Source organism: Plantactinospora sp. DSM 117369 (assembly GCF_053764795.1).
The window spans coordinates 5,720,640-5,747,557 of record NZ_CM132446.1 but is presented as its reverse complement, the minus strand read 5'-3'; the positions used below and the strand labels follow the sequence as shown (position 1 = coordinate 5,747,557).

Below are 26,918 nucleotides of genomic sequence, written 5' to 3'. Positions count from 1 at the left end.
CCGGGGTGCCGGAATGAGCAGTTCGACGGCCGGCCGGTTCGCGGCGCTGCCCGGCGAGCAGCGGATCAAGCTGCTGCGTCGGCTCGTCGAGGCGGGCCGGCTCGGGGAGATCCCGGCCATCGTGCCACCGCGGGACACCGCCGGCCCGGTACGGCTCAGTCTGGCCCAGGAGGATCTCTGGGTCTACGAGTCGCTCTATCCGGGCACGCCCGCGCTGAACCTGTGCTGCGCCTACCACTTCGACCACCCGGTGGACGTGGCCGACCTGGAGCGGGCACTGACGATCGTCCAGGAGCAGCACGACATCCTCCGGGCGAAGATCGCGGGCAGCGTCGGCGAGCTGCGACTCGACATCCTTCCCGCCGGCCGGTTCAGCCTGGAGCGGCTCGACCTGAGCGGCAGCGCGACGACCCTGCGCGAGGCGCTGGCGGCGTTCAGCCGCCGCCCCTTCGACCTGGGCCGGGACCGGCTGATCCGGGGACAGTTCATCACCGTCGACGACACCCGCACCTCGTTGGTGCTGGCCCTGCACCACATCGCCACCGACTGGTGGTCGTTCGACATCCTGCACGGCGAGTTCGTCGAGGCGTACCGGGCGGTGCGGGCGGGGAGCGCGCCGCGGCGGGGCCGGCCGGAAATCCAGTACGCCGATTTCGCCGCCTGGCAGCGGGAGCTGGACGCGTCCGGGGTCTTCGACGCGCAGCTCGGATTCTGGCGTGACTACCTGGCCGAGCTGCCCGGGCCGCTGACCGTCGGCAACACCGCGGCCGCCGTACCGGGGAGCGGATCCGGGATCGGGCAGGTCCCGTTCCACGTCGACGCCGAGACCGAGGCGGCGCTGCGCGCGTTCGCCCGGGAGCGTGGCGCCACCGCGTACGCCGTGCTGATGACGGCGTTCGCGGTGCTGGCGTACCGGCTGGCCGGGCGGCCGGACTTCGTCCTCGGCACGCCGACGGCCAACCGGTCGGCCAAGGGACTGGACCGGGTCATCGGGTACGTGATGAACGCGGTGCCCACCCGGTGGCGGATCGGGCCCACGGAGAGCTTCGCCGACCTGCTCGGCCGGTTCACCACCGAGTTTCCCCGGCTGCTGGCGAACGCCGACGTACCGGTGGGCCGGATCGTGAGTGCGGTCGAGGCGGAGCGGACGCATGGCCGATCCCCGCTGTTCCAGTGGGTGTTCATGCACCTGCCCCGGCAGGAGAGCGTCCGCGCGCTGCGGGAGATCGCCGATCCGGAGCGCGTGCACACCGGTGGCGAACACGACATCGTCGGGATCACCCGGGACACCGAGGACGGCATCGCCGGCACCCTGGAGGTCCGTACCGACGTCTACCCGGCCGAGCTGGTCCGGTGGTGGGCCGGGTGCTTCCCCGTCCTGCTGACCGGGCTGCTGGCCGAGCCGGACGCACCGGTCGACACCATCGCCCTGCTTGCCGGGCCGGACCGGCGGCGGCTGCTGGTGACGGCGAACGACACCTCGGTCGACGTACCCGCCGCGTCCATCGCCGACCTGGTCGCCCGCCGGGCCGCCGACACGCCGGACGCGGTCGCCGTCGAGTCGGACGAGCTGTCGCTGAGCTACGCCGCACTGCTCGACCGGGCCGATCGGCTGGCCGGCCGGCTCCGGGAGCACGGCGTCGGCGCGGAGCGGGTGGTGGCGCTGGCGTTGGGGCGTACCGTCGCGATGGTCGTCGCCGTGGTCGCGGTCCAGCGGGCTGGCGGCGTGTACCTGCCGGTCGACCTGGACCACCCGGCCGACCGGATTCGGTTCCTGTTCGACGACGCCGGACCGGTGCTCGTGGTCACCGACGCCGATTCGGCATCGGCGCTGCCCGACACCGGCGTACCCCGGCTGGTGCTGGCCCCGGCGACGACCGGCGACGATCCGGCCGCCACCGCCGTGGCCGACCCGGTTGTTCCGGGTCAGGCCGGCTACCTGGTCTACACCTCCGGCTCGACCGGCCGGCCGAAGGGCGTCGTCGTCAGCCACGCCGGCATCGCCAGCCTGGCCGAGGCGTTGGTACGCCGGTTCGCGCTGACCGCCGACAGCCGGATTCTCCAGCTCAGCTCGCCGGGCTTCGACATCTCGGTCGCCGAGCTGTGCATGGCCTTCGGCTCCGGCGGCACCCTGGTGATCCCGCCCCCGGGTCCGCTGGCCGGGGCGGCGCTCGGCGCGGTCCTGAACGAGCGCCGGGTCACCTGCGCGCTGCTCCCACCGGCCGTCCTGGCGAGCGTGCCGCCCGGCGACTACCCGTGGCTGCGTACGCTCTGCGTCGGGGCGGACGTCTGCCCGCCCGACCTGGTCACCGCGTGGGCGAGCCCAGACCGCCGGTTCCGCAACGCGTACGGGCCGACCGAGAGCACCGTCGCGGCGACGATCAGCGAGCCGCTGTCGGCCGGTACCGGCGCCCCGCCGATCGGCCGCCCGATCGTGAACACCCGGGTGTACGTGCTGGACGCCCGGCTGCACCCGGTGCCGGTGGGCGTGCCCGGCGAGCTGTACCTCGGTGGTGCGGGTGTCGCCCGCGGGTACCTGGGGCGGCCGGGGGAGACCGCCGAACGGTTCGTCGCCGACCCGTTCGCGAGCCGGCGCGGCGCGCGGATGTACCGCACCGGTGACCTGGTGCGGTGGCGCGCGGACGGGCAGTTGGACTTCCTCGGCCGGACCGACGAGCAGGTGAAGCTGCGCGGGCTCCGGATCGAACCGGCGGAGATCGAGGCGGTACTGGCCGGGCACGAGGCGGTGGCTCAGGCCGTCGTGGTGCTCCGCGAGGACACCCCGGAAGACCGGCGGTTGGTCGGGTACCTGGTGCCGCGCGCCGGAGCCGAGCTTCGGGTGGACGCGGTGCTGGCGTACGCGCTCGCCCAACTGCCCGTACAGATGGTGCCGAGCGCGCTCGTGCCGCTGGACGCCCTGCCCGTCACCGTGAACGGCAAGCTCGACCGGGCCGCGCTGCCCGCCCCGGTCGCCGGGCCACGGCCCCCGTCGCGCCGGCCGGGCAGCGCCCGCGAGGAGTTGCTCTGCGCACTCTTCGCCGAGGTGCTGGGCGTGCCGGAGGTCGGCGTGGACGACGGCTTCTTCGAGCTCGGCGGGGACAGCATCATGGCGATCCTGCTGGCCGGCCGGGCGCGTGCCGCCGGGCTGGAAGTCACCCTCCGCGAGGTCTTCGCCGCCCGGACGCCGGCCGCGCTGGCGCTGCTCGCCCGCACCGCGACCGCCCCGACCGCCGGGCCGGAGCGGTCTGGAACCGGACGGTTCCCACTCACCCCGATCATGCACTGGTGGCGCGAGCACGCCACCGACGATGCCGCGTTCGCCCTCTCGGTGCACTTTCCGGTCCCGGCGGCGCTGGACCTCGATCGCGTCGACGCGGCACTGCGGGCGCTGACCGACCGGCACGACGCCCTGCGGCTGCGACTGCTGCGGCACGCTCCCGACGACTGGGAGGTGGAGGTGTCGCCGCCGGGCTCGGCGCAGGTCAGCGGCGGGGCGGTCCGGGTGGACGCCGTCGCCATGACCGACGCCGACCGGGACACGGCGATCCGCGAGACCGCGGCCCGGGTCCGGCTGGCGCCGGATGCGGGCCACCTGCTGGCGGCGGCCTGGTTCGACGGCGGGCCGGAGCGGGCCGGGCGACTGCTGTTGACCGTGCACCACCTGGCGGTCGACGCGGTGTCCCTGCACATCCTGCGCCAGGAACTGACCGAGCTGTTGCGCGCGGACCCGAGCACCGCCGCGACCGCGTCGCCCGCCGGATCGGCTCCGGCAGCGGTGGCGCGACCGGCAGCCCCGGCAGCGGTGCCGGCGGGGTCGGCACCGGGCACCGCGCCCGCCGGTCGGCCCTCGGGTACGTCGCTGCGGCGCTGGGCCGAGCTGCTGCACGATCGGGCCGGCCAGGTGGTGGACGAGCTTCCCCGGTGGAAGGGCGTGCTCTCCGGACCGGAGGCCCGGCTCGCGCCGGGACGCGGCGGTGCGGGCCGGCGGGCGACGGTGCCGGTTACCCTGTCCGCGGTCGAGACCGAACCGGTGCTCGGCCAGGTCCCGACGGCCTTCCGGTGCGGTCCCGACGACGTCCTGCTGACCGCGCTGCTCGCCGCCGTCGTCCGGTGGCGTGGTCGGGGCACCGGCCTGCTCGTCGACCGGGAGGTGCACGGTCGGGACGCGCGGGTGGACGGGGTCGACCTCGCCGGCACGGTGGGCTGGTTCACCAGCCGGTTCCCGGTCCGACTGGATGCCGGGGAGGCGGCCGCCGAGGCGTACTGGCGGGGCGGGGCCGACACCGGCAAGGCGCTGAAACAGGTGAAGGAGCAGTTGCGGGCCGTACCGGCCGAGGGGCTGGGGTACGGACTGCTGCGCTACCTCAACCCGGAGACCGCCGCCACGCTGACCGCGCTGCCCCAGCCGGACGTGGGATTCAACTACCTCGGCCGGTTCGAGTCGGCCATCGGCGGCGCCGAGCTGCTCGGCGTGGTCTGTGCGGATGCCGTACCGCTGACCCATGCCCTGGAGCTGGACGCGGTGACCCGGGTGGGTACGGATGGCCCGCAGCTCGTCGCCACCTGGTCGTACGCCACCGGCGTGCTCGCCGAGTCGGAGGTGCGCGAGCTGGCCGAGCACTGGCGGGCGGCGCTGCGGGTCCTCGCCGAGCATGCCGCGACCGAGGGGGCCGGCGGCGCGACCAGCTCCGACTTTCCACTGGTGGACCTGAGCCAGGAGCAGCTCGACGCGCTGGCTGCCGACCTGGACGGGCCGGGTGGGGGTGGGTCGTGGTGAGCGGCGGTGGTATCGCCGACGTACTGCCGCTGGCACCGGGTCAGCAGGGCCTGCTCTACCACGCGCTGGTGCACGGTTCGGGGCCGGACGTCTACCTGGTGCAGTCCCGGTTCCGGATCGACGGTCCGGTGGACCCGGAGCGGCTGCGGGCCGCGGTGACGGGTCTGCTCGTCCGGCACCCGAACCTGCGGGCGTGCTTCCGGCACCAGGGCCTGGCCCGGCCGGTGCAGGTGATACCGCGCCAGGTGACGCTGCCGTGGACCGAGGCCGACCTGTCGGAGCACGGACCGGCCGAGGCGGAGGCGGAGCTGCGCCGGCTCCTGGCGACGGACCGCGCCCGGCGGTTCGACGTGACCCGACCGCCGCTGCTGCGCGGCACCCTGGTCCGGTTCGGCGCGCACCGGACCGACCTGATCCTGACGCTGCACCACATCCTGCTCGACGGCTGGTCGATGCCGATCGTCATCCGGGAACTCGCCGAGCTGTACGCGGGCCGAGGTGCCGAGCTGCCGCCCGCCCCGCGGTTCCGGGACTTCCTGGCCTGGCTGCGCGGCCACGACGGCGAGGCGGCGACCGTGGCCTGGCGGGCGGCGCTGGCCGGGATCCGGCAGCCGACCCTGGTCGCCCGTGGTCCGGTGCCCCGCACCGCGGTCCCGCCCGAGACGATCGAGTTCGAGCTGCCCGCCGACCTGAACGCGGCGGTACGGCAGCCGGCCCGCGCGGCCGGGCTGACCGTCAACACGCTGGCCCAGGCCGCCTGGGCGGCGGTGCTCGCCCGGATGACCGGCACCGACGACGTGGTCTTCGGCGCGGTGGTGTCCGGCCGGCCACCGGACCTGGCCGGAGTGGAGACCATGGTGGGGCTGCTGATCAACAGCGTGCCGGTCCGGGTCCGGCTGAGCCCGGGGCAGCAGGTCGGCGAGCTGCTGGCCCGCCTCCAGGACGAGCAGTTCCGGCTGATCCCGTACCACCACGTACCGCTGGCGCAGGTGCAGCGACTGTCCGGGATGAGTGAACTCTTCGACACGGTGCTGGCCTTCGAGAACTTCCCGCGCGGTGCGGACGACCCGTCCTCCGACGGCGGGCCGCGGCTGGTCGAGGTGCGGGACGCCACCCACTACCCGCTGACGGTGGCGTTGCTGGTCGGCGAGCGGGTGTCGTTGCGGCTCGACTACCGCGCTGACTGCTTCGCCGATGCCGAGGCGGAACTGGTCGTACGGCGGTTGGTCCGGGCCCTGGAGGTGCTGGCCGGTGACCCGGGCACCGCCATCGAGCAGGTCGACGTGCTGCCGGCGGCGGAGCGGCACCGCCTGCTGGTCACCTGGAACGACACCGCGCGCCCGTCGTCCGGTCGCAGCGTGCCGGAGCGGTTCGCGGCCCAGGTGGCGCGTACCCCCGACGCGGCGGCGGTCGAGTCGGACGCCGGCATCCTGAGCTATCGCGAGCTGGCCGACAGGGCCGACGCGCTGGCCGGCCGGCTGGCCGGCGCGGGCGTCGGCCCAGAGTCACCGGTCGGGTTGTTGCTGGCCCGGTCGGCGGAGCTGGTGGTCGGCCAGCTCGCGGTGCTGATGGCCGGCGGCCACTACGTCCCGTTCGACCCCGGGCAGCCCGCGTCCAGGCTGGTCCGGCTGCTGGCCGACGCCGGGGTGCGGACCCTACTGGCCGACCGGGCGCCGGACTGGCTCCCGGACGGCATCCGGGTGGTCACCCCGGACGGCGCCGGGGCGGATGCCGCCGGATCGGGCGCCGGCCCGGTTGGCCGGGGCGGACCCAGCGTGCCGCACCCCGACTCGGCCGCGTACGTGATGTTTACCTCCGGCTCGACCGGTGTCCCCAAGGGAGTGGTCGCGACCCACCGCAACCTGCTGGAGCTGGCCGCCGACCGGTGCTTCGCCGGTGGCGCGCACGCGCGGGTACTGCTGCACAGCCCGGACACCTTCGACGCGGCCACGTACGAGACGTGGGTGCCGCTGCTGACCGGCGGCACCGTGGTGGTCGCGCCGCCCGGACCGGTCGAGCCGGACACCCTCGGGCGGATGCTGGCCGACGGCAGGATCACCGCGCTCTGGCTTACCGCCGAGCTGTTCCGCACCGTGGCGCAGCTCGCCCCGGACGTGCTCGCCGGTCTCCGCGAGGTGTGGACCGGCGGCGACGTCGTCGACCCCGACGCGGTACGCCGGGTGCGGCGGGCCTGCCCGGACCTCCGGCTGGTGAACGGCTACGGCCCGACCGAGACCACCACCTTCGCCACCCGGCACCCGATCCGCCGCTGCACCGGCCCGGTCCCGATCGGCCGTCCGCTCGACAACACCCGGGCGTACGTGCTGGACGCCCGGCTGCGCCCGGTACCGGTCGGCACCGTCGGCGAGCTGTACCTGTCCGGTACCGGCCTGGCGCGCGGTTACCTGGGGCCGGCCCGGACCGCCGAGCGGTTCGTCGCCGCGCCGTACTCGCCGGAGCCGGGCGCCCGGATGTACCGCACCGGCGACCTGGTGCGCTGGACCGTCGACGGGGAGCTGGAGTTCGTCGGTCGGGCCGACGACCAGGTGAAGATCCGGGGCTTCCGGATCGAGCCGGGTGAGGTCGAGGCGGTGCTGGAATCCTGCCCCGGCGTGCACCGCGCGGTCGCCGCCGCCCAACCCGGGCCGGACGGGGGCCGGCAACTCGTCGCGTACCTGGTGCTGGGACCGGACGGCGACCTCGCGGCGGTACGCCGGCACGCGGCGCAACGGCTGCCCGGACACCTGCTGCCGACCGGCTACCAGCGGATCGACCGGGTGCCGGTGACCCGGCACGGCAAGGTGGACCGGGCCGCCCTGCCGGCACCGACGGTGCACGTCGGACAACCAGGTGCGGGAACTCCGTCGTCGCACCGCGAGGCGAGCCTGTGCGAGTTGTTCGGCACGGTGCTGGGCGTGCCGGCGGTCGGGCCGGACGACAACTTCTTCGAGGCCGGCGGCCACTCCCTGCTGGCGATGCGGCTGGTCGCGGCGATCGAGAGCGCGCTCGGCACCCGCCTCCCGATCAGCGCGCTGTTCGACGCGCCGACCCCGGCCGCGCTCGCCGCCCGGCTGGACGCCGTCCCCCGCAACCTCGGGCTGGCGCCGATGCTCACCCTCCGCGCCGACGGCGACCGTACGCCGCTGTTCTGCCTGCATCCGGGGATGGGCCTCGGCTGGTCGTACACGGCGCTGCTGCCGGTGCTGGCGCCGGTGCGCCCGGTGCACGCCCTCCAGTCGACGGTGCTCGGCGGGCACACCCCGCCACCGGCGAGCGTGGGGGAGATGGCGGACGAGTACCTGCCACGGATCCGGGCGGTGCAGCCGGAGGGGCCGTACCTGCTGCTGGGGCGCTCGTTTGGCGGGCTGCTGGCGTACGAGCTGGCCGCCCGGCTGCGCGCGGCCGGTCAACCGGTCGGGCTGGTGGCCGTGGTGGACGCCGTGCCGGCCAGCGCCGTGTTCGACGAGCCGCTCCCGCCGCTCGGCGAAGCGGTGGTGGAGAAGGAGATGCTGCGCATCCTGCTGGAGTCCGGGCCACCGGGGCTGGTTGCCGAGGTGGGCCGGCTGGACCGGGCCGAGGTCTTCCCGGCAGTACGCGCCGCCGAGGGCCCGTTGCGCGGCTCGACCGACGAGCAGCTCGCCGCCATGGTCGACGTGGGTGCCCTGCACCTGCGGCTGACCCGCGACTACCGGCCGTCCCGGTACGACGGCGAGGTGCTGCTCTTCTCAGCTACCGCCGACACCGGCGGGTTGACCTCGGAGGCGAAGGCCGCCGCCTGGCGCCGGACGGCCGGGCGGGTACGCGTGCACGAACTCGGCTGCGCCCATCGCGACGTGCTGAAGCCGGGACCGATCGCCGAGATCGTCGCCGCCATCGACCCGTTCCTCACCAGCGCCGACAATCCTGTCCGTCTCCGGAGTGCCGACCATGCCGCCCGTCTCGGGAGTGCCGACGATGTCGCCCGCTGAGCAGAGCGCCCCGGTCGCCGAACCGGTGGAGTACGAGTTCCCGGTGTCGCCCGGGCAGGCCGGCCTGCTGGTGCTGGAGCGGATGCACGCCGGTAGCGCGCAGTACCACGTACCGACCGCCTTCGCGGTACGCGGCCCGTTCGACGTCGACGCGTTCACCCGCGCCCTCGACGCGCTGGTACGCCGGCACGAGTCGCTGCGTACCGTGTTCCGGACCGTCGGCGGCGAACATCGTCAGGTGGTGGCTGCCGAGGCGACGGCCGAGGTACGGATCGACCGGGACGTGCCGGTGGCCGAGGTCGACGCGGCGATGCGGGCCGAGGCGGCGCGCCCGTTCGATCTCGATCGGGGCCCGCTGCTGCGCTGCCGCGTGTACGCCGTCCTGGACGGCAGCCACCGGATCCTGCTGACCGTCCACCATCTGGTCTGCGACGGCTGGTCGGTGCAGGTCATGCTGCACGAACTGGCCGACCACTACCGCGCCGACGTTGATCGGCGGCCCGCCGTCGTCGAGCCGCTGCCGATCCAGTTCCCCGACTACGCCGCCTGGCAGCGGGATCGCCTCGCCGAAGGGGAGTACGCCGCCGCCGTGGCCCACTGGCGGGACCTGCTGCGGGACGCGCCCACCGTGCTCGGGCTGCCCGCCGACCGGCCCCGCCCCGCTGTGCAGAGCGCGGCCGGCGGCGTACACCGGTTCGTCCTGCCGGTCCAGACCCGGGAGCGGCTGGCGGCGCTCGCCCGGCACCGGGGTACCACCTCGTTCGCGGTGCTGTTCGCCGCCTTCACCGCATTCCTGAACCGGATATCCGGCCAGTCCGACCTGGTCGTCGGCGTCCCGGTCGCCGGCCGCGACCATCCCGAGGTGCAGGGCATGGTCGGGATGCTGACCAACACCCTGGCGCTGCGCGTCGACCTGTCCGGCGAACCGGTCTTCACCGAACTGGTCGACCGGGTCCGCGACCGGCTGGATACGGCCCGGGCGTACCAGGACGCGCCGTTCAGCGCGGTGGTCGACGCGGTGGCCCCGGAGCGCCAGTCCAGCCACGACCCGGTCGTCCAGGTGGTGTTCGCCTACGACGACGAGACCGCGCTGGAGCTGGATCTGCCGGGGGCCCGGGTCGAACGCGTCGAACTCCCGCTCGACGTGGCGAAGTTCGATCTACTGATGTACGTGGAGCGCTGGGGCGCCGACCTCGTCGGGCAGCTCATCTACCGCACCGACCTGTTCACCCCGGCCACCGTCCGGCACTGGGCACGCGGCTTCCAGGTGCTGCTGGACGGCCTGCTCGACCGGGCGGGCACCTCGATCGCCGACGTCGAGCTGCTCGATGCCGAGCAGCGGCACCGGGTCCTGCACGAGTGGAACCGGACCGCGGCGCCGGCGCCGGACCGGCTGGTCGCCGACCTGGTGGCCGAGCGCGCCGCCGAGCGTCCCGAGGCGACCGCGCTGGTCTGCGGCGACACGGTGCTCAGCTACCGCGAGCTGCTCGACCGGGCCGATCGGTTGGCGGCCCGGTTGGTGGCGGCCGGGGTGGGGCCCGAGGTACCGGTCGGGGTGTGCCTGCCCCGGTCCGCCGAGATGGCCTTGGCGGCGCTCGCCGTGCTGCGGGCCGGCGGCGCGTACATCCCGCTCGACCCGGAGCAGCCGCCGGCCCGGCTCCGGCAGATGCTCGCCGGTGCCGGTGCCCGAGTCGTCCTGGTGGCGTCGGAGCCGACCGGAGCGGCGCGTCAGGCCGCCGGGACCGCCGAGCGGTCCGGGGACCTGGGCGTGCCGGCGATGGCGGTGACCGAGGCGGCCCCGGGCGTGCCGCAGGTCGGCGCGGTCACGGATGCCGGGGTGACCGGTGGACCGCCGGACGTGGTGGTGACCGACGGGGCGGCCCGACCGGAGCGTACCGGCCGCCGGAGCGCGCGGACCCCCGGGCCGGACAACACCGCGTACCTCCTCTACACGTCCGGCTCGACCGGTACGCCGAAGGGGGTGGCCGTGCCGCACCGGGCGCTCACCAACCTGGCCACCGCGGTACGCCCGCAGTTCCCGGTCACCGGAGCGGACCGGGTCCTCCAGTACGTCGCGTTCAGCTTCGATGTCGCCGTCTCGGATCTCTTCTTCGCCTGGGTCGCCGGTGCCGAGCTGCACATCGCGGGCGGGCACGAGCGGCTGGGCGACGCCCTGTACCGGCGCCTGCGCGACTCCCGGATCACGTACGCCTTCCTGCCGCCGTCGGCCGCGATGTCCCTGCCCCGCCCACCCGGTGCGTTGCCCGAGCTGCGGACACTCGCCATCGGCGGCGAGGCGTGCCCGGCCGAACTCGTCGAACGGTGGTGGGCGCCGGGCCGCCGGCTGGTCGACGCGTACGGGCCGAGCGAGGCGACCGTCTACGCCAGCACCGCCGAGTTGCGGCCCGGCGAGCCGGTGGTGATCGGTCGGCCGGTGGCCAACGGGCGCGCGTACCTGCTCGACGGGCGGCTGCGGCCGGTGCCGGTCGGCGTGGTCGGCGAGATCTACCTGGCCGGTGCCAATCTCGCCCGGGGTTACGCCAACCAGCCGGGACTCACCGCCGAGCGTTTCGTCGCCGATCCGTTCGGCCCACCCGGCTCGCGGATGTACCGGACCGGGGATCTCGGCCGCTACGACTCCGAGGGAGTGCTCGGCTACCTGGGCCGGTCGGACACCCAGGTGAAGATCCGTGGCTTCCGGGTCGAACTGGGTGAGGTCGAGACGGTGCTGGCCAGCCATCCGCAGGTCGCGGTGGCGGCGGCCACGGTGCATGGTGACGGCGACCGGCGGCGACTGGTCGCTTACGTGGTCGGTGCCGGCGACCCGGCGCCGGGCGGCGGCCAGCTCCGCGGCTGGCTCGCCGAGCGGCTGCCCCGCTACATGGTGCCGGAGAGTGTCGTACACCTGGACCAGTTGCCGATCGGCCGGACCGGAAAGGTGGACCGGGCCCGGTTGCCCGCCCCGCCGGCCGGCCGACCAGAGCTGGGGCACGAGTACGTCGCGCCGACCACCGGCACCGAGCGCCGGCTGGCGGCGATCTGGTCCCGCGTCCTCGAACTGGACCGGATCGGCGTGCACGACAACTTTTTCGAGCTGGGCGGCAACTCCCTCCGGCTGCTGGCGGTGCTGACCGGGCTGCGCGGGCACGACGCTGACCGGGACGACGCCGACCGCGATGGCGAGCTGACCATGGTCGACCTGTTCCGGTATCCGACCATCGCCACCCTCGCGGTACGCCTGGACGGTGCCGCCGGTTCCGCCCCGCCGGGCGCCGACCGCGACGCGTCGAGGCGCCGTGGCCAGGACCGGCGGGCCCGGCTCGCGGCTCGGACCGCGCGGGTCCGCCCCGGCAACGACTCAGAGAAAGGCGGCCTGGCATGACCGACGCGCCCGCCGTGGCGATCGTGGGGATGAGTGGACGCTTCCCCGGCGCTCGCGACCTCGGCGAGTACTGGGAGAACCTGCGTACCGGCGCCTGCTCGATCGCCACCTTCGATGCCGAGGAACTGCTCGCCGCAGGGGTCGACCGGGACGAGCTGAGCCATCCGGGTTACGTGCCCGCAAAGGGATACCTGGCCGGGGCGGATCGCTTCGAGGCGGAGCTGTTCGGCTTCAACCGCACCGAGGCGGCCGCGCTGGACCCTCAGCACCGGCTGCTCCTGGAGACGGCCTGGAGCGCGCTGGAGGACGCCGGTTACGACCCCCGGAACGTCCCCGACCGGACCGGCGTGTACGTCGGCGGCAGCCCCACCGAACACATGCTCGCCGCCAACACCGACCGCCGGCTCGCCGCCGAGCTGGGCCCGATGCAGCTCCGGATCCTGACGGATCGGGAGTTCCTGGCGCCCTGGGTGTCGTACCGGCTCGGGCTGGAGGGTCCCAGCCTGACCGTGCAGACGGCCTGTTCGACCTCGCTGACCGCGGTGCACCTGGCCGCGCAGGCGTTGCTGCTCGGCGAGTGCGACACCGCCCTCGCGGGCGGGGTGGCGGTCGACTCGGTGCACAAGCGCGGCTACCTGTACCGCGACGGCGGCATCTTCGCGCCGGACGGGCGGTGCCGGCCCTTTGACGAGAAGGCGGCCGGCACGGTCAGCGGCAACGGCGTCGGAGTGCTCGTACTGCGCCGGTTGGCGGACGCGCTCGCCGACGCGGACCCGATCCACGCCGTCGTCCTCGGTACGGCGGTCACCAATGACGGTTCGGCGAAGGTGGGCTTCACCGCGCCCAGCGTCGGTTCGCAGACCAGGGCGATCGTCGAGGCATGGGCGGCGGCCGGGCTGGATCCCGCCGCCGCGCAGTACCTGGAGATGCACGGCACCGGCACCGAGCTGGGCGACCGGATCGAGCTCGCCGCGGTGGCCGGTGCCCTCGGCCAGCCACCCACCGAACCGTGCGGCATCGGCTCGGTCAAGTCGAACCTCGGCCATCTCGACGCGGCCGCCGGGGTGGCGAGCCTGATCAAGGTGGTGCTGATGCTGAGCCGCCGGACCATGGTGCCGACGGTCAACGTCCTGCGCCCGCATCCGGATCTGGACCGCGTGCCCTCGTACCGGCTGGTCACCCGGCTGACCCCGTGGGACCGGCCGGACGGCGACCAGCGCCTGGCCGGCGTGACCGGGCTGGGCATCGGCGGCACCAACGTCCACGTGGTGCTGGGCGAGCCGCCCGAACCCGTCCGCCCGGCCCCGCCCGAGCGTCTCGAACTGCTCCCGATATCCGCCCGTACGCCCGAGCAGCTCCGCACCGTGGCGCGCGAGTTGGCCGCCGTGCTGGGTACGCCCGATCCGCCGGCCCTGGCCGACGTGGCACATACCCTGCGTACCGGTCGGGCCTCGCTCGCCGTCCGGGCCCAGGTGGTGGCCGGCAGTACGGCGGAGGCGGCGAGCGCGTTGGCGGCGCTGGCCGACGGGCGGCAGCTCGAGGGCGCGGTGCTCGGGGAGGTCGCCGAGGCCGGGGAGCTGCGCGCTCTCGGTGAGTCATGGGTGCGGGGCGAGGCCGTCGAGTGGCCGGCGCCGGCCGCTGGCGCACGGCGGGTGCACCTGCCGACGTACCCCTTCGCGGGGGAGGGCTTCGGTGCGCTGACCCTCACCGCGCCGGCACCGGTGCCGGCTTCCGCGCCGTCGTCCGCACCCGCGGGTCCACAGCGGGTGGACGAGGGGCCGGACAGCCGGGATCGGCGGGTGTCCGAGGCGGCCGTCGCCGAGTTGCTCGTCAGCGTGCTCGGGCTGAGCGGTCCGGACGACCTCGACCAGTCGTACTTCGCCGCCGGTGGTGACTCGTTGACCGCCGTGCACCTGGTCAGCCGGCTCGGCGACGACTTCGGCATCGAGGCCCCGATGGAACTCTTCCTGGAGCCGCTCAGCCTCCGCGAGCTCGCCGCCCGGCTCAGCGCGATCGGGGACGGCGCCGAAGACGCCATGCTCGCCGCCCTACTTGACGAGATGGAGTCGCGGGATTGACCGCCGCCGATCACCCGGTCGACTCCACCCCGACCGACGACAGCACCCCGGTCGACGGCATCGACCTGCTGGACCCGTACCTGCACGCCACGCGTGACCTGACCGAGGTCTGGCGGTGGCTGCGCCGGTACGACCCGGTGCGCTGGCACCCGACCACCGCGCTCGGCGCCGGCAGGGGCTTCTGGGTGGTCACCCGGCACGCCGACGTGCTACGGGTGGTCCGGGACAGCGGTACCTTCACCTCGCTGCGCGGCAACATGCTCGGTACGGTGCTGCGCGGTCACGACCCGGGCGCGGGCAAGATGCTCGTGGTCAGCGACGGCCGCTTCCACAGCGGTCTGCGTAGCCTGCTGCTCGGCGGGTTCGGCGCGCGCTCGCTGGGCGCCGTGACCCAGTCCATCACCGTCGCCACCCGCGACCTGCTCGGTGGGCTGCTCGAGCGGGGCGGCGGTGACTTCGTCGTCGAGGTGGCCGCGCAGGTGCCGCTCCGGGCGATCTGCGAACTGCTCGGTGTCCCGGCAGCCGACCGTGCCCGGATACTGGAGTTGACCGGCGCCGCGATGCTCGGCGAACACGCCGAGCAGACCGGCATCGAGGCCAGGATGGCGCAGAGCGAGATCCTGTTGTACTACACCCGGCTGGCCGCGCAACGTCGCGCCGTACCCGGCGACGACATCATCAGCCTGCTGGTCAACAGCAGCGTCGACGGCCGCCCACTGACCGAGGAGGAGGTGCTGCTGAACTGCTACAACCTGGTCATCGGTGGCGACGAGACGGCCCGGCTCGCCCTCGCCGGCGGCCTGCTGGCGCTGGCCACACACTCCGACCAGTGGGTACGCCTGGTCGCCGATCCCGCCCTGCTGGAGAGCGGCACCGAGGAGATCCTGCGTTGGACCACCCCCGCCGCACACGTCGCCCGCACGGTGACCAGCGACACCGAACTCAACGGTCGCGCCCTGGCCGCCGGCGACGTGCTGACGCTCTGGACCGTCTCCGCCAACCGCGACGAGGAGGTCTTCGCCGACCCGGACACCTTCGACCTCGCCCGCCGGCCGAACCGGCACCTCACCTTCGGCTACGGTCCACACTTCTGCATCGGGGCCCAACTGGCCCGGGCGGAGATCCGCGCCCTCCTCGCCGAACTGCGTACGACCGTGCGGACCATCGAGCTGACCGGCCAGGTCGCTCGGCTGCCGTCGAACTTCGTCAGCGGGCTGAGCACCCTTCCGGTGGCCCTGACGGCGCGCCGATGACGGCACCGTCGACTCAGCTGTCCCGGCGACCGGGGCAGTGGACGATGGCGCCTCCACCGGCAAGTACGGAGAGAGTCCATTACGATCGGTCACCGGCTCGGTTCGGTACTGTGGTCCGGTCGTTGCCGAACCAAGAGTCGCGCATGAAGGCACTGTCCCTGCCCATTGCCACCGATCGGCTGCTGCTGCGGTCATCCACCGCCGATGACGTCGATGACATGCACGCCTACCAGGGCCTCAGGGAGGTCGCCCGCCCCATCGCGGGCCAGTAGTGGCCGCCTGACCAAGGTGGACATCCACGACGCCGGGGCGACGCAGATGGTCCGCAGGCAACGACTGACGTGGACGCGATTCAGCATCTCGCGCACAGTGGCGTCACACCGACGGCTCGCCACTGCGTGGAGCGGCTCTCCGCGCTCTGCCGCTTCCCAAGTTCGACGGTCGCACTTGCAACCATCCATACCGGATGCCTTCTGTCATTTAGTTCGCTGGTGCGGTTGCGGGCAACGTTTCTCGCCTAGCTGTGCGCAGCCGGCTGTCACCGGAACGACGGGAGGACCACCTGCCGTTCCGTTGCAGGCACTTGACCGATGACTGCCGCCTCTCGTATCGTCGGGCGTGAATCTAATGAACCGTTTCATTTGCGCCGTCCTCCCCCACGGGCGTGGGGAGCACAACACCAACACCTCGTCCGGGTCCCAGTCGGCCGGACCACCCCCACGGGCGTGGGGAGCCCGCCCCACGCTGTCGGCGTACGAGCCAACGTGCCCAACCGGGTACGCCCGAACGTACCCAGGTCCATAACGATGCTGAACGATTTATCCCGGCAGTACGGGACCGTGCCGTCCATCCGGCCATCGACTTCAACGACTATCGCTGTCCGGGCGAGCCGGGATCAGCCATCACTGAGGGTGACTGTTTGGTGGCCGAGTCGCCGCGCGCATCGCGGCATGTGATTGCGCCGGCTCAGCTGGTGGGCCAGACCGCTCGATCAGGGAAGCGGGATGTATTTTGGGGGCGCAAACGGGCGGGCATGATGATCGGATGCGCACCCCAGAGGAGCTTGCGGCGTTCTCCGATCCGGCGTGGCGGGCGCTCGAGACGGAACTATTGTCCAACAAGCGGATCACCATCCTGCCGATCTCTTCAGACGCCGGCCGGGAGAGTCTGTACCGCTTGCAGGTCACCACACGGTCGCGAATGGGCGCGTTGTCGTTGCACACCGGTGGTCTGCTGGTCGACGACGGCTGGCTGCGGATACTCGGGGGCGGTGGTGACTCTGGTCTGCCCTCGCTGGCGGAGGCTAACGGCCTTCCCGGAGACGAGCAGCCGCCTGCGGCGTTGCTGGTCGGCTACGACGTGCTCGGTGGACGGTTCGAGGTCAACGGACCCGATCCGGCAGCGTCCGGTCGCCCCGGAGGCGCTGGCGACGTTTGCTACTTCGGCCCGGACACGTTGCGGTGGGAGTCCCTCGACGCCGGTCACGGTTCCTGGCTGTCATGGATCGCGCAGGGCGGAACCGCCGAGTTCTACGAGTCGCTGCGGTGGCCGGGCTGGCAGGACGAGACTCGCACGTTGCCTCTGTCGCACGGCATCACGGTCTACCCGTTCCTGTGGTCCCGAGAAGCGCACCAGGATCTCGCCGGAACCACTCGCGGACCGGCACCGATGGCCGAACTGTTCTCGCTGCAGGATGAGTTCGCGGCGCGGTTTGCTGCAGAACCAGACACCGGAACGATGGATATCCGTGTCGGATGAAGGCTGCTGCCAGCACTCTCGCAGAGATCCTCGGCGACGCATGCACCTCGGCAGTTCCCGACGCCGGAGGCCGCCCACGGACCGTGACGACTCCGGCTGGTGGTGGCGCGCACCGACGGTGGTAAGTCAGTGCATGTGATGGGGATTCGTATCTGGCGCTGGAAGGGCCTGCCCCAGGCGGGCGAGTGGGGACAGCGCCATCAGTACGGGTGACAGCATCATGCCGATCCACCGGCCGAGTACGCCGCCGAACCGGGCGCCGAGCGCCTGCTGGCCGGTGAGCAGCGCGGTGACGCACAGCCGATCGTCCGCACCCGCGGTTAACTCGACGTCATCGAACTTGCCGATCGGGATGCCGTCCCGGTCGACGATCTGCCGGTCCAGTAGGTCGAACCCGATCAGGACAGCCATCTCAACCTCCCATTCCGGTCATGACCAGCAGCGGGACCGCGGCCATCTCGGCGTAGACGCAGATGCCGATCACGCCGACGACCAGGACCCAGACGTGTGCCAGGCCGAATCGTGGCCCGGCCTCGGAGGTGGAGACGATGTCACCGATGTCGACGAAACCGCCGATTGCGGTGAGGATGCCGAGCGTGATCGCCAGTGCCCGCTTCACCGGACAGATCCCGGGAAGCGCCGCCAGCGGCGGACAACCTGCGTGGCTGTACAGATCGGTGACCGGGCCCGTATGCCCGCGTAGCCCTCCGCCGAGCGGCCCTGTAGTCGGCTTCGCCGGCGGTCAGGCGCGGGTCAGCTGCCCCGCGCGGGCGTTGCCGCGAGGGTCTCAGCGCCCGAAACCCGTCCTACGACGGTTGTCGGTGCACGTTGACTTTGTGGTGCCACTGCGCCTCATACCGGATCGGGTCAGGCGACCGGCAGGCCCGCCAACCCGGCGCCGAGTCCGAGTACGGCGCTGAGGCCGAGGACCCGCAGGACGGACCACCTGAACCGGAAGATGAGCACGCCAGCGATGACGGCGATGGCTAGAGGCACCCACCGGACGGCTGCGGGTTCGGGCAGTTCCAGGCGTAGCGGACCGCCGGTGACGAGGCGGCTCGTGGCGAACAGGGTGTGGACGGTGAAGTAGAGGCCGAGGTTGGCGATGACGCCGACGACGGCGGCGGTGATGCCGGTGAGCGCGGCGGAGAGGCTGTGGTTGGTGCGTAGGCGTTCGACGTAGGGGGCGCCGAGGAGGATGAACAGGAAGCAGGGTACGAAGGTGACCCAGGTGGTGAGCAGGGAGCCGACGATCCCGGCGACCCAGGGGTCGAGGCTGCCGGGGTGGTGGTAGGCGCCGAGGAACGCGACGAACTGCACCACCATGATCAGCGGGCCGGGGGTGCTCTCGGCCAGGGCCAGGCCGCGGACCATGTCGCCGGCGGAGAGCCAGCCGTAATCCTCGACAGCCCGTTGGGCGACGTAGGCGAGGACGGCGTAGGCGCCGCCGAAGGTGACCACCGCGGTGCCGGAGAAGAACAGGCCCTGCTGGGTGTAGACGCTGCCGACGCCGGTGGTCGCGGCGACCAGCGCGATCGGGGCGAACCAGGCGACGAGTCCGACGGCGAGGATCGTGGTGGCCCGCCGTGCGGACGGGCTGTCGTGGTGCAGGGCGTTGTCCGGGATCAACGGCGCCGGTCCATCGTTGCCGTTGCCGCTGTGCCCGCCGGTGGTGAGGAGGTGAGGGCGCCAGCGGTGTACGGCCCAGCCAGCCAGGGCGGCGACGGCAATGACGACCGGGAACGGCACGCTGAACGCGGCGAGGGCGACGAACGCGGCGATCGCGAACCCGATCAGCAGCTTGTTGGTGAGGGCGCGGCTGCCGACCCGCCACACCGCCTGGGCGACGATCGCGACCACGGCCGGCGCGAGGCCGGCGAACACGGCGGTCACGGTGCGGGTGTCGCCGTAGCCGACATAGATCGCCGACAGGGCCAGCAGTGCGACCAGCCCGGGGAGTACGAACAGGGTCCCGGCGACCAGACCGCCCCGGATGCCGTTGAGCAGCCAGCCGACGTAGATCGCGAGCTGCTGGGCTTCTGGTCCGGGTAGGAGCATGCAGTAGTTGAGCGCGTGCAGGAAACGCCGCTGGCCGATCCAGCGGCGCTCATCGACCAGGTGCCGCTGCATCACGGCTATCTGCCCGGCCGGCCCGCCGAACGTCTGCAGTGAGATCGCGAACCACGCCTTCACGGCCTGGCCGAAGGGCACGACGTCACGGGTGGCCGGGGGCTCGGTAGTCGTCACGGCGAGACCTCCACTAATCGGATCGGCTGGTCGAATACGACAAGCAGGGCAGGGCTCAGTACGCGCACGACCGGGTGGGCCGCGCGCGGTACCTAGAGTGCGGCAGGTTATGCGGGGGTGCGCCCCAGCAGCAGGGCGCGGCGGTGGTACTCGTACAGGCCGTCGAACAACGGCCCGGTCAGCTCCAGCACCCGGGCGTCGTCACAGACCATGGACAGGCCACGCAGTGCGACGTCCAGGCCGGCCGCCTCCGGCGCGTCGTACCGCCCGTCGTCGATGTCGGCCTCGTGCACGATCTCCGCGACCCGCCACAGCACCGGATCAGCCAGCTCGTAGCGGCGCAGGATCGTCTCGAACGTGCAGTCCGACCCGTGGTGCGACAGGTCCACCCCGCGCATGTCGAACGGCGTCGCGTCGGACGGCACCTCGGCGGGATCGGCGACGAAGACGAACTCGGCGTCCGGGTCGACGTGCCGGCGGATCAGCCACCCGCAGGCGGCCCGGTCGATGTGCACCCCGGCCCGGGTCGCCCACCTCACGAGGCACCCCCACGCACCGGATCAGTGACGGGCTCGCTCGCCAGGGTGGCGAGCGCCTGCTGGGCGACCTCGCGCTCAGGGGGCGGAAAGAAGTCCCGACGGCGAACACGCCGCAGCTCTGCACGCAGCCGACGTACGGCGGCGGCCCGTGCCGGAGCGGTCAGCTGCGCCGAGGCGTCCGCCTCGGCGGCGATCTTCGCGTACTCGACCGCCCGGGCCGTCGCCATCTGCGCCGCCAGCTCCCGCTCCGCCGCGGCCGATGCCGGCCGGGCCAGCCACACACTCGCCGTCCCGCTGGCCGCGACCACGTCGTCGGCGACCCACTCCAACTGTTCCCGCGTCCGCGCGTCGGCCGGTAACCCGACCAGGCCGTCACCGATCTGCGCCACGCCGAGCTGCTTGAGCCGGCGCCAGATCGCGATCCGCGGCGTGGACGGCTCGCGCGGCACCCGGTAGGCCAACAGCACCCACTCACCCGGCACCGACACCACAACCACCACCCTCCAGGAAGCAACCGAGATTACTGTAACCATGGTTGCATCGAGTGGTCCAGTGGTCGGCGTGCATGCGGCGGTCACCCTGTTGCATCCAGCGAAATCCACAACGCTGGCCGGCCCTAACGCAACGACTCCAGCGCCGAGCTGACCATGTCCACCCAGTCGTGCGAATGCGACACCGGTCGACGCCGTAACCGACGCACCACCTGGCCCCGCTGTCGGGATGGTCATCCCCGGTCTGGTGATCATGGCGAGGTTGCGTGACTGCGGTGCTTGCCCCGCACCTGCTTCTGTTCGCGCCCAATGTTCCTGGTCACACCGGTGGCGGAACAACCCAAGGTTCCTCGCGCTGTCGACCAGGCACAGCGGCGGTAAGGCAGGTACCCGTCACCTCGGCTCCATAGGCGCTCGTATACGCGCCAACGTCGCAGCGGCCGACCGGCAGCAACGTCTGCCTGACCGCGAAACGGGCGACCTGATCGCCGCCCCGAGCGGACGAGTTCTACGAAGCCCGTGCCTGCTACCGTCCACCCACCGCCCTCGCGGCTTGAAACCCCGGTGTCCGGTCCCGGGGTGGAACCTCAAGGACGGCTCGCGGGCCGGTCCGTTCGCACACGTCCGGACCGTTCGTGGCATGCGCCGGCATTGCCGAAATCCTCGGCAGGAGTGGATCCGGACTGAATGCTCGGCAGGGGTGGACGGTTGACCTCGGATCGTGGATCCACGCCCTGTCCGGGCCGCCATATCGACTGCTTTCGCCGGCGCCCACCCGCCTGTTAGCTTCAATGCCCTGACTTCGCCGGCTGTTCGAGAAGGGGTACGCGGTGGTGATTCGAACGTACGCGCCTGGGCGGAAGTGGTGGCGGTCGGCCGTACTGTCGACGCTCACGGTGGCGGCCTCGGCGGGGCTGGTCGTCCTGGTGGACGCCGCCCCGGCCGCCGCCTCCCCGGGGCTCTGTATCGAACTCGGCGCCCGGGACTGGGAATGGGTTCCTTCGTCCCCGGAGCGGCCCGCCTGGGAGAGTTACGACTATCTCTCGTTCAATTCGACGCCTACCTTCAATGTCAGCGACACCAGGATCGCGGTGAACAACCTGGACACCCCGGCGAGCGTCACGTTCACCTCACAGCAGTCGCAGACGTTCAGCGTCTCGGTCAGCGCGAGCATGAAGGCGTCGCTGCTCGAGAAGCTGGAGCTGACGGTCGGCTCGAACGTCCAGTGGTCGCGGACGACGGCGGTCGGGGTGTCGGTGACCGCTACCGTGCCGCCGCGCTCCGGGATCCGGGGGGACTACGGGGTGCAGGCGTATGACGTGACCTTCGAGGCGCAGACCTGGGGCCGCAGGACGATCCAAATCGGGTACCCGCCATCCCGGATATACACCTGCGAGGATCTCGGCGTGCGTACGTATCACATCAACGCACCCACAGATCTGGAGGGCTGGCGCGTCGGTCCGCTGTAGGGCCGCAAGGATCCTCGGTCACGCGCTCGCCGGGTGTCGGAGATGTTGCCCGCCGCCCGGTGGGCTGGGCAGCTTCCAGTTCCGGGTCGCCCACGGTTCGGACATCCGTGCCGCCTTCTGGTTTCTGACCGACACTTCCACAAGCCACGCAGCGGTCAACGACTCCCACGGCAGTCCCCGATCTCTGTGGGCAAATTGGTAGTGCCCAGCTACGGCTATCGGTCTGCGGTCGACGACTATCTCCACAACCGCCCCTTCACAGCCCGAGCACCACAGGTACCGGTTGTTTGCTCGGCTCCGCCAGAACGCCCACCGAGGGCCCAGTACGCCGGCTCACGCGCCCGGAATTCCCTAAACTGCATGTACTCTCATCGCCCCCGGAGCGGAATTTCCCAGACTCAATCGGGATCACCGATCAGGATCGTCGACCTCGAAGCCCGTGACGATCAACTCGTGCTCTTCTGAGGAGGCGTGGCTGTGGAAGGCCGCCCGGGCTGATCCTGCCGTAGTCCTTGGCCGACCTCCGTGATCTCGCCGGACAAGGTCGTGACCAAAGCCGAGTACAACAGTGCCGGTGAACCCACCCGGATCACCGACGGGGCGGGCCAGGTCACGAAGATGACCTATGACGGTGCAGGCCGGGTGGTCCGGACGACCGCGCCGGACGGCACCTACTCCACGGCCGCCTACAACCTCGCCGGTCAGCAATTCAGCGCGACGGACTACTCGGCGGCCGGGGTGTTGCTGCGCAACGAGTCGCAGCGGTTCGACGTCTCCGGCAACCTGGTGGCGTTCACCGATGCCCGTAAGGCCACGAAGACGTTCGGCTACGACGCTCTCGACCGGTTGGTCACGCAGCGCGAGTCGGTCGGCCCGTCGCAGACGATCACGACGGAGTTCGGTTACGACCTGACCGGCCGGCAGACCCGGTTCACCGACGGCCGGGGCAACAAGTTCATCACCACCTACAACACCTGGGGTCTGCCCGAGTCACAGATCGAACCGGCCACGACATCGACGCCGAACACGGCCGACCGCACCTTCACCATGACGTATGACAAGGGCGGCCGTCTGACGCGGGTGGACTCGCCGGGCGGGGTGACGGTCACCTCCGAGTACGACTCGATGGGGCGGTTGCGCAAGAGTTCCGGCACCGGCGCGCAGGCCGTGACCACGGACAAGACCTACACCTATGACAAGGCCGGCCGGATGGAGTCGTTCGCCGGTTCCGCCGGGACGAACCAGATCGCCTACGACGATCGGGGTCTGGTCACCTCGATCACCGGTGTCTCGGGTAACTCGTCGTACACCTACAACGGCGACGGTGCGCTGACCTCGCGGACCGACGCCGCCGGCACGACGTCGTACAGCTACGACACGGCGGGCCGTGCACAGAAGGTCGAGAACGCGGCCGCGGGCGTGAACATGACCTACAGCTACGACACCATGTCGCGGGTCGAGAAGATCAACTATCCCGGTAGCGTCCGGACTTTCGGCTACAACGATCTCCAGCAGCTGACCTCGGACGAGCTGAGGAATGCGGCCGGCGCCACGGTCGCCAAGATTGACTACGAGTGGAATCTCAACGACAGCCTGACGAAGAAGACGACCACCGGTTTCAACGGGGCGTCGACCAACACCTACGAGTACGACCTCGCCAACCGCCTGACCCTGTGGGACAACGGCACCACCCCGGTGGTGTACGCCTACGACAAGTCCGGCAACCGCGTACAGGCCGGAACCACGACGTTCACCTACGACCAACGCAACCAGCTGGTGTCCGACTCCTCAGGTACGACGTATCAGTACACGCCCCGCGGAACCCTACTGTCGACTACCAGCGGCGGGCAGACGGTCATCACCGAGACCGACGCGTTCAATCAGGTCAAGGTGCAAGGCACGAAGACCGGGGGGACGACGAGTTACAGCTACGACGGTTTGGGGCGGATGCTACAGACCGGGGTGAGCTATACCGGTCTTGGTAACGACGTGGCTGCCGACGGCAGCACCGTCTACGTCCGTGACGTGGCCGGTAGCCTGGTCGCGGTTGCCTCGGGGAGCACGAAGCGGCACGCGTGGACCGATGCCCACACCGATGTGGTGGGTGAGTTCACCGATACCGGCGCCATGCTGGCGGGCTCGGTGTCCTACGACCCGTGGGGCAAGGTCCTCGCGGCCGGTGGCATGGTCGGCAAGCTCGGCTACCAGCAGGAATGGACAGATCAGACCGCCGGCAAGGTCAACATGTGGTCGCGGTGGTACGACCCGGAGACCGCTGCGTTCGACACCCGGGACACCGCGAACAACAGCCCGACCCCGACCTCCGGTTCGGCCAACCGGTTCGCGTATGCCGAAGGCGATCCGCTGTCGAACACCGACATCACGGGTAACGCCGTCGATGGTAAGTGCGGTGAGTACGACTACGCCTGTGCGGTTCGCAAGTTCCAGGCCGCGATGGATGTCTACAACGACGCGATGGAGCAGCGGGATCGGGACATGCAGGCCGCGGGTGCGCAGATCGCCGCCCAGGAGGCCGAGTTCCAGCGGGCCGAGCGGGAGAGCCAGACGTCGTTGCTGGACATCCTGTTGCAGGTCGGTATCGGCACGCTGCTGGACATCATCGGTTACACCGCGTTGCAGGGTTGTCTCGGGGGCAGCCTGTGGGACTGCGCGGATCTGGCGTCGAACGCGCTCGGCCCGATCAAGGCGATCAAGCTGGGCCGATCCCTTTTCCGCGCCGCGGAGAGGGCTTTTGATGGCTATCGGGCGTGGAAGCGGATCGTCGACGGTGCGCAGAGCGCGATGCGCCGCGCTTCGGATGCGATCAACGCGGGCCGCAAGCTGTTGAACGACGTGATGAAGAAGGTGCCGAAGAAGCCGAAGCCACCGAAGAAGAAAAAGAAGCCGGCCGCGAAGAAGAAGCCGAAGCCGAAGCCGAAGGTCGAGCGGAAGCCGAAGCCGTCGGCGCAGGCGAAGCCGCAGAAGCCGAAGGCTGAGCCGAAGAAGGAGACGGCGCCGACCAAGCAGGCCAAGCCGCAGAAGCCGGCACCGACGAACAAGGAGCCGAAGAAGGAGAACCGGCGCGCTGAGGAGCAGGACAGCGGCCCTTCGTCGGCGGAGGCGGGGCAAGACCCGGCGGACCTGTCGTCCTGCCAGAAGAAGCACAGCTTCGACCCGGACACGTTGGTGCTGATGGCTGATGGCACTACCCGGCGGATCTCCGAGGTGGCGATCGGTGACGAGGTTCGTGCCACGGACCCACAGACCGGCAAGGACGGTGCCCGTGAGGTCACGGTGCTGCACGCCAACCGTGACCGGGAACTGACCGACGTCACGGTCTCCGATCGACCCGCCGACGACACCGCGGCGGGCAGAAAGCCGATCAACGAGGGCAACGGCGAACGCAGCACCCGCGGACCGACCACCTCGGTCCTGAAGACCACCGCACACCATCCGTTCTGGGACGTCACCACCGGTGCCTGGATCGACGCGGCCGAGCTGGTCGTCGGCGAATCCACCCTGGTAGGCCCCCGACGGGCAGATCCAATACGTCACCGCGGTCCGCAACTTCACCGGCTCCGAGGTGATGCGCGACCTCACCGTCGCCGACATCCACACGTACTATGTGATCGCCGGCGACGAGCCGGTCCTCGTACACAACAACAATGGCATCGCCGACGACTGCGACCCCGATACCGTCACGGTGTATCGGGTGGAAGGTGCTGGAAATGAGCGTGTCAGAATTCATGAAGATGATTCAGTTCTGATTCGCGGAGTTAACGCAAAGTCGCTGTTTCTAAACTTCGGCGACCGGGCGAGGGCTGAGGAGTTCAGAGACATGCATTTGGCAGCGCACCCCGATACGGTGATTAAGAGTTTCAAGGTCAAGCGTGAGTTTCTTGAGTACCTGCGGGCGGATGCAGTGCCGGAGAGAATGTCGAGGAGATTTCCGACGCGCCCAATTGCGGTCGATAACAGGAGAAGGGACGGAACTCCTCTTGCGGATCAATATGGCTTGAAGCCTGATAATATTAAGCTAATGCTTGACTATATTGTGCCTAATAGTGGAAGAATCGGATAAGCTGGATTGTGGTGCGGGACTTTCAACCCACTGGGCTGTTTTCGGATGGAAGGAGTATCTGATGAGGAGTAGTGTCAAACTGGTTCCTGGGTCCAGTGAATCTGGGCGCACCCGCGAGACCGCGAACCTCCTTCTAATGCTCAAAAGCCACGCTGATTCTGATTGGCAGATTGTTCTTCCTGGCCTTCCGAGTTGGCTGACCGATGCGTTCGCACCCGAGCTGACTGACGAGGAGGCTGAGCAATGGCTCGCTAGGTGGCGAGCCGCCCCTGACCGGTTGGCGTTCGAGCGGGAGTCTGGCTGGATGGCGTCGGAATGGCTCCATTGGTTCTCGTCCGGGAATGAGTTTTGGCGCATCGGTGATGTTGCTTTTGATAATGATTGCCTGACCGTCTATCTTGAGCACGACGATTATCCAATCCCGTTCGAAGCTCTGAGGTGGTTGGCTATAGTGGCTGGGTTGCGGATCTCGTCCGAAGATCTGATCGGTTGAAGTGCCAGTACACGGTCGACCAGGGCGGGAAGTCGACCGGCAGTTGCCGCCAGGAGCAACCGGTGCGCAGCACGTACAAGATCACGTCCACGATCGCCCGCCTGGGATTCTTCTCCGGCTGGCCGAGCCACTGGGGCAGCGGCAACATCGGCTCGATGATGTCCCACTGCTCGTCGGTCAGCTCCGAGGGGGTGCCGAGGGGTCCGTTCCACACCCTGATCACCGACTCAGCCACGCCACCCCGACGGACACGCCGTCCGACATCGATGTCATACACCCTCTGACTGACCGACCTCTACCCACTTGACGGCAACCACGCGACTACGCACAGCGCTGGCTAGCGCCCGCAGCTACCTTCGGGCCCGCCACAGGTGGGCGAGAC

17 protein-coding genes are annotated in these 26,918 nt (G+C 71.0%); 11 read left to right on the top strand and 6 right to left on the bottom strand.

The genetic code is table 11. The features are described from left to right. The first annotated feature begins 13 nt into the window (after nt 1-13). The 7 genes from ACSMXO_RS25125 to ACSMXO_RS25095 all read left to right on the top strand — a co-directional run bounded on the left by ACSMXO_RS25125 (nt 14) and on the right by ACSMXO_RS25095 (nt 17,216). Nucleotides 14-4,777 carry an amino acid adenylation domain-containing protein gene (locus ACSMXO_RS25125; RefSeq protein WP_455414021.1) on the top strand — a complete coding sequence of 1,588 codons (4,764 nt, stop codon included), beginning with the start codon at nt 14-16 and terminating at the stop codon, nt 4,775-4,777. Beyond that, nucleotides 4,774-8,745, top strand: a complete 3,972-nt coding sequence (locus tag ACSMXO_RS25120; RefSeq protein ID WP_455414020.1) for an amino acid adenylation domain-containing protein — start codon at nt 4,774-4,776, stop codon at nt 8,743-8,745. Before ACSMXO_RS25125 ends, ACSMXO_RS25120 begins: the two co-directional genes overlap by 4 nt. Further along, nucleotides 8,732-12,127, top strand: coding sequence for a non-ribosomal peptide synthetase (locus ACSMXO_RS25115; RefSeq protein WP_455414019.1), 3,396 nt, complete (start codon nt 8,732-8,734; stop codon nt 12,125-12,127). Before ACSMXO_RS25120 ends, ACSMXO_RS25115 begins: the two co-directional genes overlap by 14 nt. Continuing rightward, nucleotides 12,124-14,205: a beta-ketoacyl synthase N-terminal-like domain-containing protein gene (locus ACSMXO_RS25110; RefSeq protein WP_455414018.1), complete on the top strand. Its 2,082-nt coding sequence runs from the start codon at nt 12,124-12,126 to the stop codon at nt 14,203-14,205. Before ACSMXO_RS25115 ends, ACSMXO_RS25110 begins: the two co-directional genes overlap by 4 nt. Continuing rightward, entirely contained in the window at nt 14,202-15,458 is a 1,257-nt protein-coding gene (locus ACSMXO_RS25105) for a cytochrome P450 (RefSeq protein WP_455414017.1), read from the top strand. Before ACSMXO_RS25110 ends, ACSMXO_RS25105 begins: the two co-directional genes overlap by 4 nt. A gap of 143 nt (nt 15,459-15,601) precedes the next feature. Beyond that, nucleotides 15,602-15,730: a hypothetical protein gene (locus ACSMXO_RS25100; RefSeq protein ID WP_455414016.1), complete on the top strand. Its 129-nt coding sequence runs from the start codon at nt 15,602-15,604 to the stop codon at nt 15,728-15,730. A 772-nt stretch (nt 15,731-16,502) separates the two neighbouring features. Beyond that, the gene (locus tag ACSMXO_RS25095; protein WP_455414015.1) at nt 16,503-17,216 is read left to right on the top strand and encodes a DUF2625 family protein; all 714 of its coding nucleotides are present in this window, start codon (nt 16,503-16,505) and stop codon (nt 17,214-17,216) included. Between the two features lie 126 nt (nt 17,217-17,342). On the opposite strand, the gene ACSMXO_RS25090 is transcribed toward ACSMXO_RS25095, so the two are convergent. The 5 genes from ACSMXO_RS25090 to ACSMXO_RS25070 all read right to left on the bottom strand — a co-directional run bounded on the left by ACSMXO_RS25090 (nt 17,343) and on the right by ACSMXO_RS25070 (nt 20,490). Beyond that, nucleotides 17,343-17,627: a hypothetical protein gene (locus ACSMXO_RS25090; protein WP_455414014.1), complete on the bottom strand. Its 285-nt coding sequence runs from the start codon at nt 17,625-17,627 to the stop codon at nt 17,343-17,345. 1 nt (nt 17,628) lies between these two features. After that, nucleotides 17,629-17,835: a hypothetical protein gene (locus tag ACSMXO_RS25085; RefSeq protein ID WP_455414013.1), complete on the bottom strand. Its 207-nt coding sequence runs from the start codon at nt 17,833-17,835 to the stop codon at nt 17,629-17,631. A 248-nt stretch (nt 17,836-18,083) separates the two neighbouring features. Next, nucleotides 18,084-19,463 carry a chromate efflux transporter gene (chrA, locus tag ACSMXO_RS25080; protein ID WP_455414012.1) on the bottom strand — a complete coding sequence of 460 codons (1,380 nt, stop codon included), beginning with the start codon at nt 19,461-19,463 and terminating at the stop codon, nt 18,084-18,086. A gap of 107 nt (nt 19,464-19,570) precedes the next feature. After that, nucleotides 19,571-20,002 (bottom strand): chromate resistance protein ChrB domain-containing protein, encoded by a 432-nt coding sequence (locus tag ACSMXO_RS25075; protein WP_455414011.1) that lies wholly within the window; start codon nt 20,000-20,002, stop codon nt 19,571-19,573. Beyond that, on the bottom strand, nt 19,999-20,490 hold the full coding sequence (locus tag ACSMXO_RS25070) for a Chromate resistance protein ChrB (RefSeq protein WP_455414010.1): 492 nt from the start codon (nt 20,488-20,490) through the stop codon (nt 19,999-20,001). Before ACSMXO_RS25070 ends, ACSMXO_RS25075 begins: the two co-directional genes overlap by 4 nt. Nucleotides 20,491-21,323: 833 nt before the next feature. Here ACSMXO_RS25070 and ACSMXO_RS25065 point away from each other — a divergent pair. The 4 genes from ACSMXO_RS25065 (at nt 21,324) to ACSMXO_RS25050 (ending at nt 26,536) form a co-directional block, all read left to right on the top strand. Next, nucleotides 21,324-21,962 (top strand): hypothetical protein, encoded by a 639-nt coding sequence (locus ACSMXO_RS25065; protein ID WP_455414009.1) that lies wholly within the window; start codon nt 21,324-21,326, stop codon nt 21,960-21,962. A 525-nt stretch (nt 21,963-22,487) separates the two neighbouring features. Beyond that, on the top strand, nt 22,488-25,694 hold the full coding sequence (locus ACSMXO_RS25060) for an RHS repeat-associated core domain-containing protein (protein ID WP_455414008.1): 3,207 nt from the start codon (nt 22,488-22,490) through the stop codon (nt 25,692-25,694). Then, nucleotides 25,675-26,043: a hypothetical protein gene (locus ACSMXO_RS25055; RefSeq protein ID WP_455414007.1), complete on the top strand. Its 369-nt coding sequence runs from the start codon at nt 25,675-25,677 to the stop codon at nt 26,041-26,043. The genes ACSMXO_RS25060 and ACSMXO_RS25055 overlap by 20 nt, the downstream gene beginning before the upstream one ends. Then, a complete protein-coding gene (locus ACSMXO_RS25050) occupies nt 26,027-26,536 on the top strand; it encodes a hypothetical protein (protein ID WP_455414006.1) in 510 nt (169 codons plus the stop codon). Before ACSMXO_RS25055 ends, ACSMXO_RS25050 begins: the two co-directional genes overlap by 17 nt. On the opposite strand, the gene ACSMXO_RS25045 is transcribed toward ACSMXO_RS25050, so the two are convergent. Then, nucleotides 26,490-26,750 carry a transposase gene (locus tag ACSMXO_RS25045; RefSeq protein WP_455414005.1) on the bottom strand — a complete coding sequence of 87 codons (261 nt, stop codon included), beginning with the start codon at nt 26,748-26,750 and terminating at the stop codon, nt 26,490-26,492. The two genes, ACSMXO_RS25050 and ACSMXO_RS25045, sit on opposite strands and share 47 nt — an antisense overlap. Nucleotides 26,751-26,918: the final 168 nt, after the last annotated feature.

Excerpts from the sequence above, each read along its gene's own strand:
- ACSMXO_RS25125 (WP_455414021.1), top strand. The coding sequence starts at position 14 with ATGAGCAGTTCGACGGCCGGCCGGTTCGCGGCGCTGCCCGGCGAGCAG.
- ACSMXO_RS25090 (WP_455414014.1), bottom strand. The coding sequence starts at position 17,627 with ATGGCTGTCCTGATCGGGTTCGACCTACTGGACCGGCAGATCGTCGAC.
- ACSMXO_RS25115 (WP_455414019.1), top strand. The coding sequence starts at position 8,732 with ATGTCGCCCGCTGAGCAGAGCGCCCCGGTCGCCGAACCGGTGGAGTAC.
- ACSMXO_RS25095 (WP_455414015.1), top strand. The coding sequence starts at position 16,503 with ATGCGCACCCCAGAGGAGCTTGCGGCGTTCTCCGATCCGGCGTGGCGG.
- ACSMXO_RS25110 (WP_455414018.1), top strand. The coding sequence starts at position 12,124 with ATGACCGACGCGCCCGCCGTGGCGATCGTGGGGATGAGTGGACGCTTC.
- ACSMXO_RS25100 (WP_455414016.1), top strand. The coding sequence starts at position 15,602 with ATGAAGGCACTGTCCCTGCCCATTGCCACCGATCGGCTGCTGCTGCGG.